Here is a 15,567-nt window from a genome sequence, read left to right on the forward strand (position 1 = left end):
CAAAATGTGATAATTGTCACAAAACTAGAGTAAGCATGTGCAAACGGTACGGCAGTGACCGTGGAGTGAAAGATGGAACGAAAAATCGAACGCAGCCTGGGAGGCAAACTGGCCCTGTGGGTGTTTTACGCTTTTTGCGGTTACTTTGTCTGGGCGATGGCCCGGTATATCTGGGTGATCAGTAAAATACCGTCGCTGCCGAATGCGGCAGTGGAAGGGGATTTGGGGTCGACCAGCGGCAAATGGCTTGGGGCATTGCTGGGGTTTCTGGTGCTGGGCACGGTCGGCCTGATCCTGGGTGGGATTGCGTGGTACACCCGTCCCCGTCAGGACAACTCGTGATAGCGTCCGGGAAAGTTGCTATTGTAACCATTTTAACAACAGGACGTGATGATGGAACTTACGCAGTGGCAGCAACGTTTTGAGCGCTGGCTCGGGGAAAACCACACCACCGACGACACCGCGCATGATATTTCGCACTTTCGTCGCGTCTGGATGACGGCGCAAAAAATCATGGCTAACCAGGCGGTCGAGCCGCTGGTGATCCTGACCGCCTGCTATTTCCACGATATTGTCAGCCTGCCGAAAAACCATCCTGAACGCGGCCAGTCATCCCACCTGGCAGCGCGTAAAACGCGTGAGATCCTGCATCGCGACTTCCCGGACTTTCCCCCCGCGCATTCTGACGCCGTGGCGCATGCTATTGAGGCGCACAGCTTCAGCGCCGGGATCGCGCCGCAGAGTCTGGAAGCGAAAATTGTGCAGGATGCTGACCGGCTGGAAGCGTTAGGGGCGATTGGCCTGGCGCGCGTGTTTGCCGTTTCGGGGGCGCTGGGCGTGCCGCTTTTTGACGCACACGATCCCTTTGCTGACGCGCGAACCCTTGATGACCGGGCGTTTGCCCTCGACCATTTTCAGACCAAGCTGCTGCGCCTGCCTGATACAATGCAAACAGAAATGGGGCGCGAGCTGGCACGCCACAACGCCGATTTTCTCATCCAGTTTATGGCAAAACTGAGTGCCGAATTACAGGGTGACTGCCTGGGGCTGGATAGCCAGGTACTGAGCCGCTTCCGCCGCAGTTTGCACCGTTGAACTGTGGTAATCTGTTTCCAGTCTTTATTGTCCGGTTAAAAGAATGCAGGAAAATCGATCAGTGAGTGAGCCCGCACCTGAGCAGGCTGAGAAATCAACGGCAACGGTGCAGGCGCTGCTGCGCCAGCTGCTGGATATCTATGATGCCAAAACCCTCGCCAGCCAGCTCATGGCACACGGTGAGGGCCACTGGAGCCCGGCAATCATTAAGAGACTTATCACCAGCGAGCGGGCAGGGCATCGCCTGAGCGACGACGAGTTTCGTTATCTGCAAACATTGCTTCCGCGTCCTTCCGCCGCCCATCCCCATTATGCCTTCCGCTTTATCGATCTGTTTGCCGGTATCGGGGGCATTCGACACGGATTTGAAGCCATCGGCGGACAGTGCGTCTTCACCAGCGAGTGGAATAAACATGCTGTCCGCACCTATAAAGCTAACTGGTATTGTGACCCGGAGGCGCATCAGTTCAACGCGGATATCCGCGATGTCACGCTGAGCCATAAAAGCGGCGTGAGCGATGAAGAGGCGGCAGAGCATATTCGCCAGAACATCCCGGCGCATGACGTACTGCTGGCGGGCTTCCCGTGCCAGCCATTCTCGCTTGCCGGGGTATCGAAGAAAAATGCCCTCGGGCGTGCCCACGGTTTTGCCTGCGATACGCAGGGAACCCTGTTTTTTGATGTCGCCCGTATTATCGATGCCCGCCGTCCGGCCATTTTTGTGCTGGAAAACGTCAAGAATTTAAAGAGTCATGACGGCGGTAAAACCTTCCGCATTATTATGCAGACGCTGGATGAGCTGGGCTACGACGTGGCGGATTCCCAGGATATGGGTGCCGATGATCCGAAAATCATTGACGGGAAATACTTCCTGCCCCAGCACCGGGAACGTATTGTGCTGGTCGGGTTCCGCCGCGATCTCAACCTGAAAGGTGATTTTACCCTGCGGGATATCCCGTCGCTCTATCCGGCGCGCCGTCCGTCCGTCGCCGATCTTCTGGAGCCCGCCGTCGACGCGAAATTTATCCTCACCCCGGTGCTGTGGAAGTACCTCTATCGCTATGCCAAAAAGCATCAGGCAAAAGGCAACGGTTTTGGTTTTGGCCTGGTCAACCCGAACGATCCGCACTGTGTCACCCGTACCCTGTCCGCGCGCTATTACAAAGACGGTGCGGAGATCCTGATCGATCGTGGCTGGGACAAAGCGCTGGGCGAGAAAGACTTTGATAACCCTGAGAATCAGCGTCATCGTCCACGTCGCTTAACCCCACGCGAGTGCGCGCGGCTGATGGGGTTTGAGACGCCGCAGGGTTACAGCTTCCGCATTCCGGTCTCTGATACCCAGGCCTACCGACAGTTTGGCAACTCGGTGGTGGTGCCCGCCTTTGCGGCGGTGGCGAAACTGCTGTCCTCACGCATTAAACAGGCGGTTGCCCTGCGCCAGAGTGAGGCCGTCAATGACGGATGTGCACAATAAGGCGACGCGCAGTAAAAACATGCGTGCCATCGGCACGCGTGATACGGCGATTGAGAAACGCCTCGCCGGGCTACTGACTGAGGCAGGCTTTGACTTTCGGGTGCAGGATGCCGCACTTGCCGGGCGTCCTGATTTCGTCATTGATGCCTATGAGTGCATTATCTTTACCCACGGCTGCTTCTGGCACCGTCACGACTGCTACCTGTTTAAAGTCCCGGCGACGCGCACCGATTTCTGGCTGGAGAAGATTGGCAAAAACGTCCAGCGCGATCGGCGGGATATCGCCACGCTTGTCGAACAGGGATGGCGGGTGCTGGTGGTGTGGGAGTGTGCGCTACGCGGCAGACTGAAGCTGAACGATCGGGATCTGACCGAACGGCTGGAAGAGTGGATCTGCGGCGGCGGTCAGACCGCGCAGATCGACACTCAGGGTATTCATCCGTTTACGGTTTCTCCACCTGACACGGCACCACCTCAGGCTTAGCGGGCAGCAGGTATTTCCCCAGCGTGACCAGCACCACGGCAAACACAATCACGCCCAACGCCAGCCATTCAACCGGCGACAGCGTTTCACCGCCGAGTCCCGTTCCCAGCAGCACGGCCACGACCGGGTTAACATAGGCGTAGCTGGTGGCGACCGCCGGAGACACGTTACGGATGAGGAACATGTACGCATTAATGGCAATGATGGAGCCAAACAGCGCCAGATAACCCACGGCGAGGAAGCCAGACAGATCCGGCATGGTTGTCAGCGTTTCGCCCGTCAGCGTGGAGGCGATCAGCAGCACGATCCCTGCGGCAAGCATCTCAATGGCGCCCGCCATCATGCCGGACGGCAGCTCAATACGCGAACCGTAGACGGAGCCAAACGCCCAGCTCATGGATCCGATAAGGATAATCACGGCCCCCCACGGGTTACCGCTCAGGTTGCCGCCGCTGTTGAGCAGAATGATCCCGGCGAGCCCAATTCCAATACCCAGCCATTCCAGCTTGCGGGTGCGAATGCCGAAAAGACGGCTAAAGCAGAGCGTGAACAGCGGGACGGTGGCGACCACCACCGCGGCGATACCGGAGGGCACGTTCTGATGTTCAGCGACGGTGACAAAGCCGTTGCCCACGGCCAGCAGCAGCAGGCCAATCAGCGCCGCATTCAGCATCGGGCGCAGCGGGGGGAGTTTATGTCCGCGCAGCAGCAGGAAGGCCATCAGCAGGACGCCAGCCGAGAGAAAACGGATACCCGCCATCATCAGCGGAGGCCAGTTTTCCACCCCAATGCGAATGACGAAGTAGGTTGACCCCCAGATGATATACAGCGAAAAGAGCGCCCCGATGAGTGGTAGTAAGTGCCGAAAACGCATAGTCCCTCACGACGAAATAAAAAGTTCGCTCATAGTAAACGCCAAAACTACCGGGCTGGCGAGCCCTTTAATTGTGTAGTTGCTGTGAAATTTTTGTTGACGCAATGTGCCTGTTTCCGGGTGTGCGGTTTTGTTCCATACTATTCACTTAATTAGCAAAAAAAGAAGGATAGTCATTTTGGCGGGAAGTAGCTTATTAACATTGCTGGACGATATTGCCACCTTGCTGGACGATATTTCCGTTATGGGAAAACTGGCGGCGAAGAAAACAGCAGGGGTTCTGGGGGATGATTTATCGCTAAATGCGCAACAGGTAAGCGGGGTGCGGGCTAACCGCGAGTTGCCGGTAGTATGGGGCGTGGCGAAAGGCTCATTCCTCAACAAGGTGATTCTGGTGCCGCTGGCGCTGCTGATCAGCGCCTTTATCCCCTGGGCGATTACGCCGCTGCTGATGATTGGCGGCGCATTTTTATGCTTTGAAGGGGTAGAGAAGGTGCTGCACTCCTTCGCCGCGAGGAAGAAGCACGACACGCCAGAAATGCGCCAGCAGCGTCTGGAAGCGCTGGCGGCGCAGGATCCAAAAACTTTCGAACGCGATAAAATCAAGGGCGCCGTTCGTACCGACTTTATTCTGTCGGCGGAGATTGTGGCCATTACCCTGGGTATTGTGTCTGAATCGCCGCTGCTGAATCAGGTGCTGATCCTCTCCGGGATCGCCATTCTGGTGACGGTGGGGGTTTACGGCCTGGTAGGGCTTATCGTTAAACTCGATGATATTGGCTTCTGGCTGGAAGCGAAATCGAGCGCGGTAGCGAAAGGGATTGGTAAAAGCCTGCTGGTGCTCGCCCCGTGGCTGATGAAGAGTCTTTCCGTGGTGGGGACGTTGGCGATGTTCCTTGTCGGCGGTGGGATTGTGGTACATGGTATTGCGCCGCTGCACCATGCGATAGAACATTTTGCTGCACAGCAGGGCGCCGTGGTGGCGGCCATTCTGCCTACGCTGCTTAATCTGGTGCTGGGCTTTATTGTGGGCAGTATCGTGGTCGCCGCAGTGAAGCTGGTAGAAAAGCTGCGCGGTACGGCGCACTAATTGTTACCCGCGCCAGGATGCAAAAAGGCCATTCCTCGTCTAAATTGAAACAGTTTCACCCTGATACAGGAGGCAGGTATGGTCTTTTTGGTCAGTGATGAAGTTAAGCCTAAGAAGGGCGGCCCACGTATGATTGTCACCGGCTATTCCAGCGGAATGGTGGAGTGTCGGTGGCATGACGGTTACAGCATCAAGCGGGAAGCGTTTCGTGAAGATGAGCTTCAGCCGGGTGACGGGCGGCAAAAGCGTGACAAGGCTTAATCACTTAACGCCCGGCCTTGCCGGGCGTTTTTATATCAAGTATCGGGTGTAAGGAAGCGATCAGGGAGTATGTGTGCAGCGTGATACTTTTGTTGTAAGACGAACTTTTCTGCAATGGCTGCATAAGCGTAGCAATCCAGGTGCGATTGTTAATCTCTGTTTTCTGGTGGTACTGGTTTTTTCGACCCTCCTCACCTGGCGTGAAGTGGTGGTGCTGGAAGATGCCTATATCTCAAGCCAGCGCAACCATCTGGAAACGGTGGCCACGTCGCTGGACAGACAGCTTCAGTTCAGCGTGGACAAACTGCTGTTTTTCCGCCAGAGCATGCGCGATGCGCTCCAGACACCGCTGGCGTTTGATGTCCTGCGTGCTGCGGTGACACGCTTCAATGCAGACCGGACGCGTCCTTTCTGGCAGCTTGCCGTGGATACAAAACGCACGCTGCCCATCAACGGCGTTTCGGATGCTTTTGTTGAAAAAACCACGCTCCTCAATCGCGACAATGAACTTCTCGATAATGAAGTGTCTGCTGCGCTTGAAGTGGGGTATTTGCTCAGGCTGGCCTCTCCGGTCATGCGCAGCGAAGAGCGGGTAGTCTATGTCTCCCGGGCCGGGTTTTACCTCTCCACGGATACGCCTGCACAGAGCGCCGATATCATCCCGCGCTATTACCATCTGGTGACCCAGCCCTGGTTTACGCAGCAAACGGAACGTAATAACCGTGCGCGCGCGGTACTGTGGTTTATCTCCACACCGTCAACCTGGACGGGCAACGAGCGCATGATCACCGCCAGCGTACCCATCTATTTTGACCATTACTGTTACGGCGTGGTGGCGATGGATTTTTCTCTCAATACCATGAAACGTCTGCTGGCCGACGCGACGGATGACCACGCCGAGGGCGAATATCAGCTGTATGATACCCGACTCAATATGATTGCCTCTTCTGAAGCGTCCACAAGCGAGGCCAACCATTTTGATGAGCGTGAAACGGCGCAGATTGCCCATGCCATTGAGAGCGATACCGGCGGCGGGATCCGGCTTGGCAGCCGTTTTGTCAGCTGGGAGCGGCTCGACCATTTTGACGGGGTTATCCTGCGGGTCCATACCCTGCATGAAGGCGTAAAAGGCGACTTCGGCAGCATCAGTATCGTGCTGGCGCTCCTGTGGGCGCTCTTCACCGCCATGCTGCTGATCTCCTGGCTGGTGATCCGCCGGATGGTCAGCAACATGTACACGCTCCAGCACTCGTTGCAGTGGCAGGCCTGGCACGATCCGCTCACCCGCCTCCATAACCGTGGGGCGCTGTTCGAGCGGGCAAAAGCGCTGGCCGCGCAATGTCAGGCGCAGTCGCTGCCGTTCTCGGTGGTGCAGATCGATCTCGATAATTTTAAAAGCATCAATGACCGCTTCGGCCATCAGGCCGGAGATAAGGTGCTGTCTCATGCGGCGGGGCTGATTGCCAGCGCCCTGCGTAAGAACGACGTTGCCGGGCGCGTGGGCGGGGAAGAGTTTTGCGTGGTCCTGCCGGGGATCGGGCTGGAGGAGGCGAGAGCGGTGGCGGAACGTATTCGCTCACGCATCGACAGCAAAGAGATCCTGGTGAAAAAGAGCACGACGTTGCGTATCAGCGCGTCGATGGGGGTCAGCTGCGCGCAGGAGAAGGGGAATTACGACTTCGAACAACTGCAGTCGATAGCGGATGCCCGGCTGTATCTGGCAAAACAGCGCGGCCGCAACCAGGTGGTCTGGGACGATCACGACAAGAAGTGATCCAGCCCTTCATGCCAGCCCGCCGGTCCTGCTTGCTGCGTGTGATACACCCGGGCAGGGTTATCGTCGCGCAGCGTGATGCCCTGGCGGTTAATGCCCTTGATCACCACCGCGAAGTCGACGCTGTCGAGCAGGGGCGCATCATTCGGACCATCGCCCAGCCCGAGCGTCGTGGGCATGATGCCTTCCTGTTCGCGATACTGCGCAATGAGCCAGTTCACCGCCACGTCCTTTCCGCAGCGGGCGTCCAGAATGTGCCAGAAGCGGGCACCCTGCAGGCATTTCAGACCGCGCTGCGCCAGCTCCTCTTCAAACTGCACCATTTTCTCATCGGTGTCGCGCCAGATGAGCGTGACAGAGGCTTCATGTTTACGCGCAAGCGTGGAACGATAGCGGCTCAGCCCCGTCCATTCGCCGATCACCCGGTCATCGACATCGTCAAAGGTGGTGAATTTATACCCTGCCTGCAGGCGGATTTGCTCGATGTACGGGCGAATGTCGCGGTGGAGCATTCCCATAGTATGGCGCTGCGCCTTTTCCCAACGGACATCGGGCTGGATGACTGCGCCGTTTTCGGCAATAAAGGGTAACCCCTCGAGGCCCAGATCCTGCTGAATATCCTGCATCTCCGCTGCGGTTTTGCTGCTGCACAGAATGAGCGGTACCTGAAAATCCTGCAGCTTATCCAGCCAGGGCATTGCCGGCTGCCAGGCGTAGGTATGAATATCCAGCAACGAACCATCCAGGTCGGAAAAAATCAGCAGGGTGTCCTGCAGGGAAGGCCGTGCAGCTCCCGATTGCGAATAGCGCTTCATCTAAGAATATTCCTAAAAAAATAGGACTGTCGGAAGGGAAACGTGCGGAACCGATCCCGCCAAACCCGCATTCGACGTACCTTGCTGCTCATAACAAAAATTCACGTTTAAAAAATATAATATTCGCCACGAGAATATATGCTTGTCAGGCAAAATCGTTGAGGATAGTGTTTCGACTACATCAGATTTCCTGGTGTAACGAATTTTCAAGTGCTTCTTGCATAAGCAAGTTTGATCCCGGCCATCCCCATGACCGGGATTTTTTTCGTCCTAACGATTCGCTTCAGACACGCTAAAGTCATGGATATCAAGCTCGAAGGCCTCGGCCAGTTCACGGTAGGTGTGATAATCCCTTCCGTTGACGATGACCCGGTCAGAGTTGTCATCCGTACGACGAACTTCTGACTCACTGATCTCATTGATGGCGGCCAACAGGGCATCGACATCCACTTCGACCTCGCGTTTGATGGTGTCGCTGTACTCTTTATCGGTCTTCATTTCGGGGTCCTCATTCAACCGTGTCCAACATTGATTATAGACTGAACACAAAAACGCCATTCGCGCGCCGTGGCGATGTGTGATTTTGCGTTTTGTTCTACACTGGCTCAAAACCACAGGAGGAACGTATGAAGGTTAACGATCGGGTTACTGTCAAAACGGACGGTGGACCGCGCCGCCCGGGGGTGGTACTGGCAATTGAAGAGTTTAGTGAAGGTACAATGTATCTGGTATCACTGGAAGACTACCCGCTCGGCATCTGGTTCTTTAACGAACTGGGGCATCCGGATGGCATCTTTGTGGAAAAAGCGGAGTAACACGGCATCGGGTGCCCGACAGCGCCCGTAAAAGCAAAAATCTCTGGCCAGGCCAGAGATCGTGTAGGGTACTCAAGGTCTTATGCAACTAACGCATGTTGACGAAAATCCCGTTCGTCACATTATCGGTCAGGCGGACAACGTGGTAGATCACTTGCTTATTATGGGTTTTAATCTTCCTTTTAATATTTCCTTTATGTGACGAAACGGTTTTCGCTTTAATATTCATCTGGTCTGAAATTTGAATCGTTCCTTGCCCGGCCATCCACATTCGCAGCATGCTTGATTCAGTTCTGCTTAATGATAGGGTGGGTAAGTTAACCGCTCCTACATTCTTAACTTCCTTATTCAAATAATCCCCCAGAATGTCATCCAGCGACTCTGGTTTTATCGATTTAGAACTGATCAATAAATTTTTACGGACTAACAAATACTCATCGAAATGGATATTTGCGATCGCCATAAAAACAATAAACAGGGTTTTAGGATGCTGATTAATGATTTGCTTAATGTGCTGACTGTTGGCTGGATCGTGAATGAAACAGTCCTCATTAATAAACACCACGCCTGGTTTGAGTTCATCACAAGCGGCTGCGAGCTCCTCAACGGTGTGTGCGTCGTTGATGTCTCTCTTTCTTACCCCTCTGCTTGCCAGATACCCGGTTAACCCTAGCCGGGTGTAGCTGCATAAATCCATAATGATCGTTGACATGGCATACCCTCACTCAATGCGTAACGATAATTCACCATCTGCCTGAGAGCTCATAAACAGCCATACGGGATGGAAAAAATTAATAAACCTGTGAGCATGACAAAGACTTTCAGGCGGACTCACTATCCCGTAAAGTTACGTATAATTTGCCAGGAATCATCTTAAAGTAAAGTAAATATTAAGTATTGTGAGGTGGTTAGAAACAATTAAACCGCGTCAGATATATCCTGGAAGATGTTTTTCGTGTTTTATTTTAGGAATATCCTCAGAAAGACAATATCAACTGTGAGGACTATTATTTACGTGGCAGCTCGCTGACAATATCCGCTAAGAGGTTGAATATCTCGCCGAATAAATGCTCACAGAAGGGGGCGATAAGTGGCATTAGCAATGACATTAATAAAATTCCCACCGTCAGCGTCAGCGGAAAACCAATGACGAACACCGACAGTTGCGGGGCCATGCGGTTGAGTAAACCCAACGCCAGGTTCACGGTCAGGAGCAGGGTGATGATCGGCAGCGCCAGCATCAATCCGTTGAGGAACACCAGCCCTGCGGAGCGGGTGAGTGCCAGGAACGCATTGCTGTTAACCGGGTTTTCCCCAATGGGCAGCGTGTGGAAGGTGTCCACCAGCATGGAGATGAGCCACAGATGGCCGTTAAACGACAGGAAAAGCAGCATCGCCAGCATATCGATAATGCGCGCCAGCACCGGCATGTTGAGGTGGCTGCCGGGGTCGACAAACGTGGCGAACGATAGCCCCATCTGCAGGCCGATCAGTTCCCCGGCGGTGCGCACGGCCGCAAAGGCCAGCTGCATGGTAAAACCAACCGCCACGCCAATCAGAATTTGCTGCAACGCCACCCATACCGCATTGGCCGAGAAGATCGGAACATTCACCGGAGGCAGGGAAGGGGCAACGATGATGGTGATGATGATGCCCAGCCCCACTTTGACCCGCTTCGGGATCGCTTTCTCGCTCAGAATCGGGGCGGTGGTGATCAGCGCCAGGATGCGCAGCATGGGCCAGAAATAGACCCCAAGCCACTGAATCCACTGGTCGCTGGTAAAATGGAGCATCGTCGCGTCAGCCGATGATGTACGGCAGATTGGTAAACAGGTTACGCATGTAGTCCAGCAGCAGATTGAGCATCCACGGCCCGGCAACAATGATTGCCACGAACACGGCGATGATTTTCGGAATGAACGAGAGCGTCATTTCGTTAATCTGCGTGGCGGCCTGCAGAATACTGATGATCAGACCGGTCACCAGGGCGACAAGCAGCAGCGGCGCGGCAACGGCAATCGCGATTTTCATCGCTTCCGTGCCCATCATCATGACCGATTCTGGCGTCATTGCGTGCTCCTCAACTGTAGAAACTCTGCGCCAGCGAACTGACCAGCAGCTGCCAGCCGTCGACCAGCACAAAGAGCATGATCTTAAAGGGCAGGGCAATGGTGGCTGGCGGTACCATCATCATACCGAGCGCCATCAGTACGCTGGCGATCACCAGGTCGATAATCAGGAACGGAATAAAGATGGTAAAGCCAATCTGGAAGGCGGTTTTCAGCTCGCTGGTGACGTACGCAGGCAGCAGTATGCGCATCGGCACGGCTTCCGGGCCCTGCAGCTCCCCGGTGTTGGAAAGGCGGGCAAAGAGGGCCAGATCCGCTTCGCGCGTCTGGCGCAGCATGAATTCACGCAGCGGCTGCGCGCCTTTCTCCAGCGCCTCCTGCATGGAGATTTTATCTTCACTGAACGGCTGGTAGGCGTCGGTATAAATCTTATCGATCACCGGCGACATAATAAAAAAGGTCAAAAACAGGGCCAGGCCCAGCAGCACCTGGTTTGGCGGCGCGGACGGGGTACCCAGCGCGTTTCGCAGCAGGCCAAAGACAATGATGATGCGGGTAAAGCTGGTCATCATCAGCAGGATCGCCGGAATAAAGGTCAGCGAGGTGATGAACACCAGCGTCTGAACCGGGAGCGACCAGCTTTGTCCGCCGCCCGCCAGAGGGGTTGAAACCAGACCGGGCAGTTGCGCATAAACCGCAGGAGCAAACAGGCCAACGCCCGCGAGCGTCAGGGATAACAAACGGCGCATCAGGATCTCCCGGAACGCTTAAGCAAACTCTTCATGACGGACTGGAAATCCGCAGGGGCTTCTGCACGCTCATCACTGACAGCAGGGGCGGGCGGCAGTTTATGTAAAACGTTGACGTTTGACGCGGTGACGCCCAGCACCAGCCGTGCGTCCTCAACGTCTACGATGACCACGCGCTCGCGTGGCCCCAGTGTTGTACTGGCGCTGACCTTCAGACCGCGCGTCCCGGCGGTTTTACCCGCCAGGCCAAAACGCTTCGCCAGCCAGGCGGCGATAAGAATAAAGGCAATAATACCGAGCAACGCACCGCTCACCTGGAGCAGCGGTGAGCCGGGAACGGCAGAAGGTTGTGATACTGTTGCCTGGGTTTTCATTCTTAACGGCTCAGACGACGCATGCGCTCAGACGGGGTAATGATGTCGGTGATACGCACGCCGTATTTATCGGCCACGACCACCACTTCACCCTGAGCAATCAGATACCCGTTGATCAGGATATCCAGCGGCTCACCGGCCAGACCGTCGAGGGCCACGACGGAACCCTGCGTCAGACGCAGCAGCTCTTTAATGGTCATGCGGGTGCGGCCCAGCTCAACGGTCAGCTTAACCGGGATATCCATAATCAGGTCGATGTCCTGCAGCGTACCGCTGACATCACCGCCGCCTAACTGCTGGAAGACGGCATCCGCTGCACTTTTGGCCGGGGTCGCTTTTTGCTCGTTTAACGCGTCAGCCCACAGATCGTCCAGTGCTCCGCTGTTTTCATCGGACGGATTGTTCATGTCACTCATTTGGGCTGTTCCTCATTCAGCGAATTCAAAATCGGGTTGATCAAGTGCTCAACGCGTAACGCATACTGGCCGTTAATTGTGCCGTACTGACTTGTCAGCACGGGGACACCATCCACATGGGCAATAATGCGGTCGGGTTTTTCTATCGGCAAAACGTCGCCGGGTTGTAATTTCAGGATCTGGGATAACCGCAGCGGGATATCGGCAAAGCTCGCCACCAGCTCAAGCTGAGAGTGCTGAACCTGGCGCACCAGGTTTTCACGCCAGTTCTGATCTTCATGACGTGAGTTCTCCAGCGGCGGGTTGACCAGCAGCTCGCGCAGCGGTTCGATCATGCTGAACGGCAGGCAAATATTAAACTCGCCGGTCAGGTTACCGATCTCCACGTGGAACGGGGTGTTGACGACAATATCGTTCGGAGAGGTGGTGATATTGGTAAATTTCACCTGCATCTCAGAACGTACGTACTCCACTTCCAGCGGGTTAATCGCCTTCCACGCGTCGCTGTAAGACTCCAGCGCCAGTTTCAGCATGCGGTTAATGACGCGCTGTTCGGTGTGGGTGAATTCACGACCTTCCACTTTAGTCGGGAAACGCCCGTCGCCGCCGAACAGGTTATCCACCGCAATGAACACCAGGCTTGGGGAAAATACCACCAGCCCTGTGCCGCGCAGCGGTTTCAGATGAATCAGGTTAAGGTTGGTTGGCACCGGCAGGTTGCGGGCAAACTCATGATACGGCTGAATGCGGATCGCACCCACGGTGATATCCGGGCTACGACGCAGCAGGTTAAACAGCCCCATACGGAACTGACGTGCAAAACGTTCGTTAATGATCTCCAGCGCCTGCAGACGTTCACGTACCACGCGACGCTGGGTATTCGGGTCATAGGGACGAATATCGTTATCGCCGCCAATACCCGGTTGTGGATCATCACTCTTATCGCTGTCGCCGTTGAGCAGCGCATCGATTTCTGCCTGAGAAAGAATACTGTCGCCCATGTCGTTACCGCAGAATAAAGGCTGTATACAGAACGTCAGTGACTTCCTGCTTAGGTTGGCCGTTCACCAGCGGGGTTGCCAGCGTTTGCTTAATAGCGTCGACCAGCTTTTGCTTACCTTCATCGGTGGCAAGCGTCGAAGCGTCCTGACGAGAGAACAGCAGCAGCAGACGGCTGCGCACTTCCGGAAGGTAATCGTTCAGTCGGGAACGGGTGGCTTCATCTTTCAGGCGCAGCGTGATGCCGACATACAGCACACGATCCGCATCACCGAGGTTGACGGTGAAGGTATCCAGCGGGAAGAACACCGGTGCCGGCGGAGGTGGCAGTTCGGCTTTGGCCGCAGCAGTAGAAGGTTTCTGCTGCATGCGCCAGTAACTATAGCCCGCGGTAGCGCAGGCGGCGAGCGTGATTAACACCAGCAGCGGGATCCAGATGGAACGCTTACTTTTTTTGGTGATCGCGGAGTCAGTCATCTGATACGAGCTTCCTGTTTCGGTACAGCTTAATATGGTGATTATCCCGTGTCCGGCTGACGTCAAAGCGTGGAAAAGACGGGGATAATCACGCTACCTCTGGCGTTTAGGCGAAGATGTCTACGGCGCGGTTGCCGCTCGCAGCGGATTGCAGGGCTGCCGGGGTCGGCAGCAACTCATCGCTCTCTTCAGTAAATCCGCCATGTTGGCCGGAACGCGACGCCTGCTGTTGCTGCTGGGACGAAGACTGCTGCTGCCCGGCAAAGCTCTCGCTGCTGACGCTACTTTGCGTAAGCTGAATGCCGTTTTCCGCCAGTGACGTACGCAGTACCGGCAGGGCGGCTTCCAGTGCGGCACGCACGTGGCCGTGCGCAGACACCATCTGCAGCTGCGCCTGGTCATTATCCAGCTTCAGCGAAATGTGCACCTGGCCCAGATCTTCCGGGTTCAGGCGCAACTCTGCGGTTTGCTGTCCTTGCTTCGCAAACAGCGTAATGTGCTGGCTCAGGTTCTGTTGCCATTCGTGGGTGCCGAGCGGCTGACTCAGCACCGGTGCGGTGGCAACGGTTGCGGCAGGCTGCGCGGTGGCGTGGCTGGAGACAATCGGCGCCAGGGTGGCGGTTGGTGTTGAAGACGAAGACGCGCTGGCAAGATCCTGTTTCTCGGCCGCGACGGCGAGCGCTGGCGTCGCCGGTGCGTTGGCCGGCAGGGACGGATCAACGTTTTGCGCCTGCCCGGCGAAAGACGGCTGCGCGTTATCCTTGCCCGTCAGGGCGCTGCCCAGTGCGTGTGCAGACGTGCCGTTTTGCGTAAGCGTCGTGGCGGTCAGGGCTGACGTTGCTTTGAGTCCCTCACTGCCCGCGCCTTTCGCCGTGACCGGCGTGGAGGTCTGCTGGTGCGGCAGCATGGCCATCAGCGCGCTTAAGCCCGCCAGCTCTTCTTCGCTCAGTTCGGTTTTGCTGTTATCGGCGCTATTCGCCGTGGTCAACGTCTTCAGGGCATCGCCCTTAGCGGCAGGCATCAGCCCGGAGACCAGCGTTTGCAGCGGCGTCGTCTGCGCCGTTTCATCGCCAGCCTGCGTGGATTGACGCGCGAGCAGATCGGCAATTTTCGCCTGCAGGGTGGACTCTCCCCCGGCGTCCTTCGCGACCTTTGACAGCTTGCTGCCAGCCGCCTTCAGGTCGGCCAGCGTCAGCGGCGCATCTTTGCCCTGACCGCTGGCGTCCGTTAACGCGCCCGCCAGCAGAGAAAGAAAGTCTTGCGCACCGTCGGTGCCTTTCCCCGTTTGCATGCCGCCTGACAGGTCGCTGTCGGTCATCAGCAGTTGTTGCAGTGTGATCATTCCGGTTTCCTCATTGATGCGCGCTGGGCAAACTCATCCATTTTTTTCTGATCCTGGCGGTTTTCCGCCAGCGTCGCCGCGGCAATCTGCCGGTCCTGTAAGGTCTGCCAGGCCTGCAGTCGCTGCTTCTTCTCGCGCCAGAAATTCAGCGCGGTGTCGACTTTTTGGGTCCATTGCTGAAGCTGCTGGCGATGCTGTTCTATCGCCTTCTCCAGCGTCTGAATAAACTGCTGATAGTTAATCCAGCGCTGGCTTCCAATGCCCTGTGTCATATCGGTATTGAGGTTGGTGCGATACTCATGCTGATAGTCGATTAACATCTTCAACTGCTCTTCAGCCTGCTGGCACCCGCGTCGCATTGCGCCAAGCTGCAATGCGGCATCATCAACTTCTTTTTCAGCCAGATCTTTCAGCGTTGATAACGCGCTGTTTTGCGCCATGACCGTCGCCCTCCAC

General features: G+C 55.9%; 20 protein-coding genes and 1 pseudogene. 8 read left to right on the forward strand and 13 right to left on the reverse strand.

From position 1 onward, the window contains the following. The first annotated feature begins 72 nt into the window (after positions 1-72). The 4 genes from drpB to PUZ33_RS10485 all read left to right on the forward strand — a co-directional run bounded on the left by drpB (position 73) and on the right by PUZ33_RS10485 (position 3,056). Positions 73-342 (forward strand): cell division protein DrpB, encoded by a 270-nt coding sequence (gene drpB / locus PUZ33_RS10470; RefSeq protein ID WP_029882559.1) that lies wholly within the window; start codon positions 73-75, stop codon positions 340-342. A gap of 51 nt (positions 343-393) precedes the next feature. Next, positions 394-1,095 carry a phosphohydrolase gene (locus PUZ33_RS10475; RefSeq protein WP_058681712.1) on the forward strand — a complete coding sequence of 234 codons (702 nt, stop codon included), beginning with the start codon at positions 394-396 and terminating at the stop codon, positions 1,093-1,095. A gap of 61 nt (positions 1,096-1,156) precedes the next feature. Next, the gene (locus PUZ33_RS10480; RefSeq protein ID WP_058681711.1) at positions 1,157-2,572 is read left to right on the forward strand and encodes a DNA cytosine methyltransferase; all 1,416 of its coding nucleotides are present in this window, start codon (positions 1,157-1,159) and stop codon (positions 2,570-2,572) included. Beyond that, the gene (locus tag PUZ33_RS10485; RefSeq protein ID WP_023619809.1) at positions 2,553-3,056 is read left to right on the forward strand and encodes a very short patch repair endonuclease; all 504 of its coding nucleotides are present in this window, start codon (positions 2,553-2,555) and stop codon (positions 3,054-3,056) included. The genes PUZ33_RS10480 and PUZ33_RS10485 overlap by 20 nt, the downstream gene beginning before the upstream one ends. Here PUZ33_RS10485 and yedA read toward each other — a convergent pair. Beyond that, positions 3,016-3,930, reverse strand: coding sequence for a drug/metabolite exporter YedA (gene yedA / locus PUZ33_RS10490; RefSeq protein WP_058681710.1), 915 nt, complete (start codon positions 3,928-3,930; stop codon positions 3,016-3,018). The genes PUZ33_RS10485 and yedA overlap by 41 nt on opposite strands. Before the next feature lie 169 nt (positions 3,931-4,099). Here yedA and PUZ33_RS10495 point away from each other — a divergent pair, with 169 nt between their 5' ends. The 3 genes from PUZ33_RS10495 to dgcQ all read left to right on the forward strand — a co-directional run bounded on the left by PUZ33_RS10495 (position 4,100) and on the right by dgcQ (position 7,055). Beyond that, complete coding sequence (locus PUZ33_RS10495) at positions 4,100-5,020, forward strand: DUF808 domain-containing protein (RefSeq protein WP_170942733.1); 921 nt, start codon at positions 4,100-4,102, stop codon at positions 5,018-5,020. A 78-nt stretch (positions 5,021-5,098) separates the two neighbouring features. Continuing rightward, positions 5,099-5,281, forward strand: coding sequence for a YodC family protein (locus tag PUZ33_RS10500; protein ID WP_013097745.1), 183 nt, complete (start codon positions 5,099-5,101; stop codon positions 5,279-5,281). A gap of 73 nt (positions 5,282-5,354) precedes the next feature. Continuing rightward, positions 5,355-7,055 carry a cellulose biosynthesis regulator diguanylate cyclase DgcQ gene (gene dgcQ, locus PUZ33_RS10505; protein WP_062676645.1) on the forward strand — a complete coding sequence of 567 codons (1,701 nt, stop codon included), beginning with the start codon at positions 5,355-5,357 and terminating at the stop codon, positions 7,053-7,055. Here dgcQ and PUZ33_RS10510 read toward each other — a convergent pair. Both PUZ33_RS10510 and yodD read right to left on the reverse strand, forming a co-directional pair. Next, positions 7,040-7,870, reverse strand: a complete 831-nt coding sequence (locus tag PUZ33_RS10510) for a mannosyl-3-phosphoglycerate phosphatase-related protein (protein WP_038979683.1) — start codon at positions 7,868-7,870, stop codon at positions 7,040-7,042. The genes dgcQ and PUZ33_RS10510 overlap by 16 nt on opposite strands. A gap of 270 nt (positions 7,871-8,140) precedes the next feature. Continuing rightward, complete coding sequence (gene yodD / locus PUZ33_RS10515) at positions 8,141-8,368, reverse strand: YodD family peroxide/acid resistance protein (RefSeq protein WP_013097742.1); 228 nt, start codon at positions 8,366-8,368, stop codon at positions 8,141-8,143. Between the two features lie 128 nt (positions 8,369-8,496). Between yodD and dsrB the strand changes: the two genes are divergently transcribed. Continuing rightward, positions 8,497-8,685 carry a protein DsrB gene (gene dsrB, locus PUZ33_RS10520; protein ID WP_013097741.1) on the forward strand — a complete coding sequence of 63 codons (189 nt, stop codon included), beginning with the start codon at positions 8,497-8,499 and terminating at the stop codon, positions 8,683-8,685. A gap of 88 nt (positions 8,686-8,773) precedes the next feature. Here dsrB and rcsA read toward each other — a convergent pair whose 3' ends face one another. The 10 genes and pseudogenes from rcsA to fliJ all read right to left on the reverse strand — a co-directional run bounded on the left by rcsA (position 8,774) and on the right by fliJ (position 15,551). Continuing rightward, positions 8,774-9,397: a transcriptional regulator RcsA gene (gene rcsA / locus PUZ33_RS10525; protein ID WP_013097740.1), complete on the reverse strand. Its 624-nt coding sequence runs from the start codon at positions 9,395-9,397 to the stop codon at positions 8,774-8,776. Between the two features lie 279 nt (positions 9,398-9,676). Further along, positions 9,677-10,478, reverse strand: a pseudogene (gene fliR, locus PUZ33_RS10530) (flagellar biosynthetic protein FliR). A 7-nt stretch (positions 10,479-10,485) separates the two neighbouring features. Then, complete coding sequence (gene fliQ / locus PUZ33_RS10535; protein ID WP_008500315.1) at positions 10,486-10,755, reverse strand: flagellar biosynthesis protein FliQ; 270 nt, start codon at positions 10,753-10,755, stop codon at positions 10,486-10,488. A 10-nt stretch (positions 10,756-10,765) separates the two neighbouring features. Beyond that, positions 10,766-11,503 (reverse strand): flagellar type III secretion system pore protein FliP, encoded by a 738-nt coding sequence (fliP, locus tag PUZ33_RS10540; protein ID WP_013097738.1) that lies wholly within the window; start codon positions 11,501-11,503, stop codon positions 10,766-10,768. Then, complete coding sequence (gene fliO, locus PUZ33_RS10545; RefSeq protein ID WP_038419977.1) at positions 11,503-11,877, reverse strand: flagellar biosynthetic protein FliO; 375 nt, start codon at positions 11,875-11,877, stop codon at positions 11,503-11,505. Before fliO ends, fliP begins: the two co-directional genes overlap by 1 nt. A gap of 2 nt (positions 11,878-11,879) precedes the next feature. Continuing rightward, positions 11,880-12,293 (reverse strand): flagellar motor switch protein FliN, encoded by a 414-nt coding sequence (fliN, locus tag PUZ33_RS10550; RefSeq protein ID WP_008500318.1) that lies wholly within the window; start codon positions 12,291-12,293, stop codon positions 11,880-11,882. Further along, positions 12,290-13,294: a flagellar motor switch protein FliM gene (fliM, locus tag PUZ33_RS10555; protein ID WP_014832481.1), complete on the reverse strand. Its 1,005-nt coding sequence runs from the start codon at positions 13,292-13,294 to the stop codon at positions 12,290-12,292. Before fliM ends, fliN begins: the two co-directional genes overlap by 4 nt. 4 nt (positions 13,295-13,298) lie before the next feature. Then, positions 13,299-13,769 carry a flagellar basal body-associated protein FliL gene (gene fliL, locus PUZ33_RS10560; protein WP_014832480.1) on the reverse strand — a complete coding sequence of 157 codons (471 nt, stop codon included), beginning with the start codon at positions 13,767-13,769 and terminating at the stop codon, positions 13,299-13,301. A 106-nt stretch (positions 13,770-13,875) separates the two neighbouring features. Then, positions 13,876-15,111: a flagellar hook length control protein FliK gene (gene fliK, locus PUZ33_RS10565; RefSeq protein ID WP_045903213.1), complete on the reverse strand. Its 1,236-nt coding sequence runs from the start codon at positions 15,109-15,111 to the stop codon at positions 13,876-13,878. Then, positions 15,108-15,551: a flagellar export protein FliJ gene (gene fliJ / locus PUZ33_RS10570; protein ID WP_013097733.1), complete on the reverse strand. Its 444-nt coding sequence runs from the start codon at positions 15,549-15,551 to the stop codon at positions 15,108-15,110. The genes fliK and fliJ overlap by 4 nt, the downstream gene beginning before the upstream one ends. Positions 15,552-15,567: the final 16 nt, after the last annotated feature.

This window comes from Enterobacter cloacae complex sp. 2022EL-00981 (assembly GCF_028737495.1).
Lineage (GTDB): Bacteria > Pseudomonadota > Gammaproteobacteria > Enterobacterales > Enterobacteriaceae > Enterobacter > Enterobacter cloacae.

Coding starts and splice junctions, on each gene's coding strand:
- drpB (WP_029882559.1), top strand. CDS start 73: ATGGAACGAAAAATCGAACGCAGCCTGGGAGGCAAACTGGCCCTGTGG.
- PUZ33_RS10475 (WP_058681712.1), top strand. CDS start 394: ATGGAACTTACGCAGTGGCAGCAACGTTTTGAGCGCTGGCTCGGGGAA.
- PUZ33_RS10485 (WP_023619809.1), top strand. CDS start 2,553: ATGACGGATGTGCACAATAAGGCGACGCGCAGTAAAAACATGCGTGCC.
- yedA (WP_058681710.1), bottom strand. CDS start 3,930: ATGCGTTTTCGGCACTTACTACCACTCATCGGGGCGCTCTTTTCGCTG.
- PUZ33_RS10500 (WP_013097745.1), top strand. CDS start 5,099: ATGGTCTTTTTGGTCAGTGATGAAGTTAAGCCTAAGAAGGGCGGCCCA.
- PUZ33_RS10510 (WP_038979683.1), bottom strand. CDS start 7,870: ATGAAGCGCTATTCGCAATCGGGAGCTGCACGGCCTTCCCTGCAGGAC.
- yodD (WP_013097742.1), bottom strand. CDS start 8,368: ATGAAGACCGATAAAGAGTACAGCGACACCATCAAACGCGAGGTCGAA.
- dsrB (WP_013097741.1), top strand. CDS start 8,497: ATGAAGGTTAACGATCGGGTTACTGTCAAAACGGACGGTGGACCGCGC.
- rcsA (WP_013097740.1), bottom strand. CDS start 9,397: ATGTCAACGATCATTATGGATTTATGCAGCTACACCCGGCTAGGGTTA.
- fliQ (WP_008500315.1), bottom strand. CDS start 10,755: ATGACGCCAGAATCGGTCATGATGATGGGCACGGAAGCGATGAAAATC.
- fliP (WP_013097738.1), bottom strand. CDS start 11,503: ATGCGCCGTTTGTTATCCCTGACGCTCGCGGGCGTTGGCCTGTTTGCT.
- fliO (WP_038419977.1), bottom strand. CDS start 11,877: ATGAAAACCCAGGCAACAGTATCACAACCTTCTGCCGTTCCCGGCTCA.
- fliN (WP_008500318.1), bottom strand. CDS start 12,293: ATGAGTGACATGAACAATCCGTCCGATGAAAACAGCGGAGCACTGGAC.
- fliM (WP_014832481.1), bottom strand. CDS start 13,294: ATGGGCGACAGTATTCTTTCTCAGGCAGAAATCGATGCGCTGCTCAAC.
- fliL (WP_014832480.1), bottom strand. CDS start 13,769: ATGACTGACTCCGCGATCACCAAAAAAAGTAAGCGTTCCATCTGGATC.
- fliK (WP_045903213.1), bottom strand. CDS start 15,111: ATGATCACACTGCAACAACTGCTGATGACCGACAGCGACCTGTCAGGC.
- fliJ (WP_013097733.1), bottom strand. CDS start 15,551: ATGGCGCAAAACAGCGCGTTATCAACGCTGAAAGATCTGGCTGAAAAA.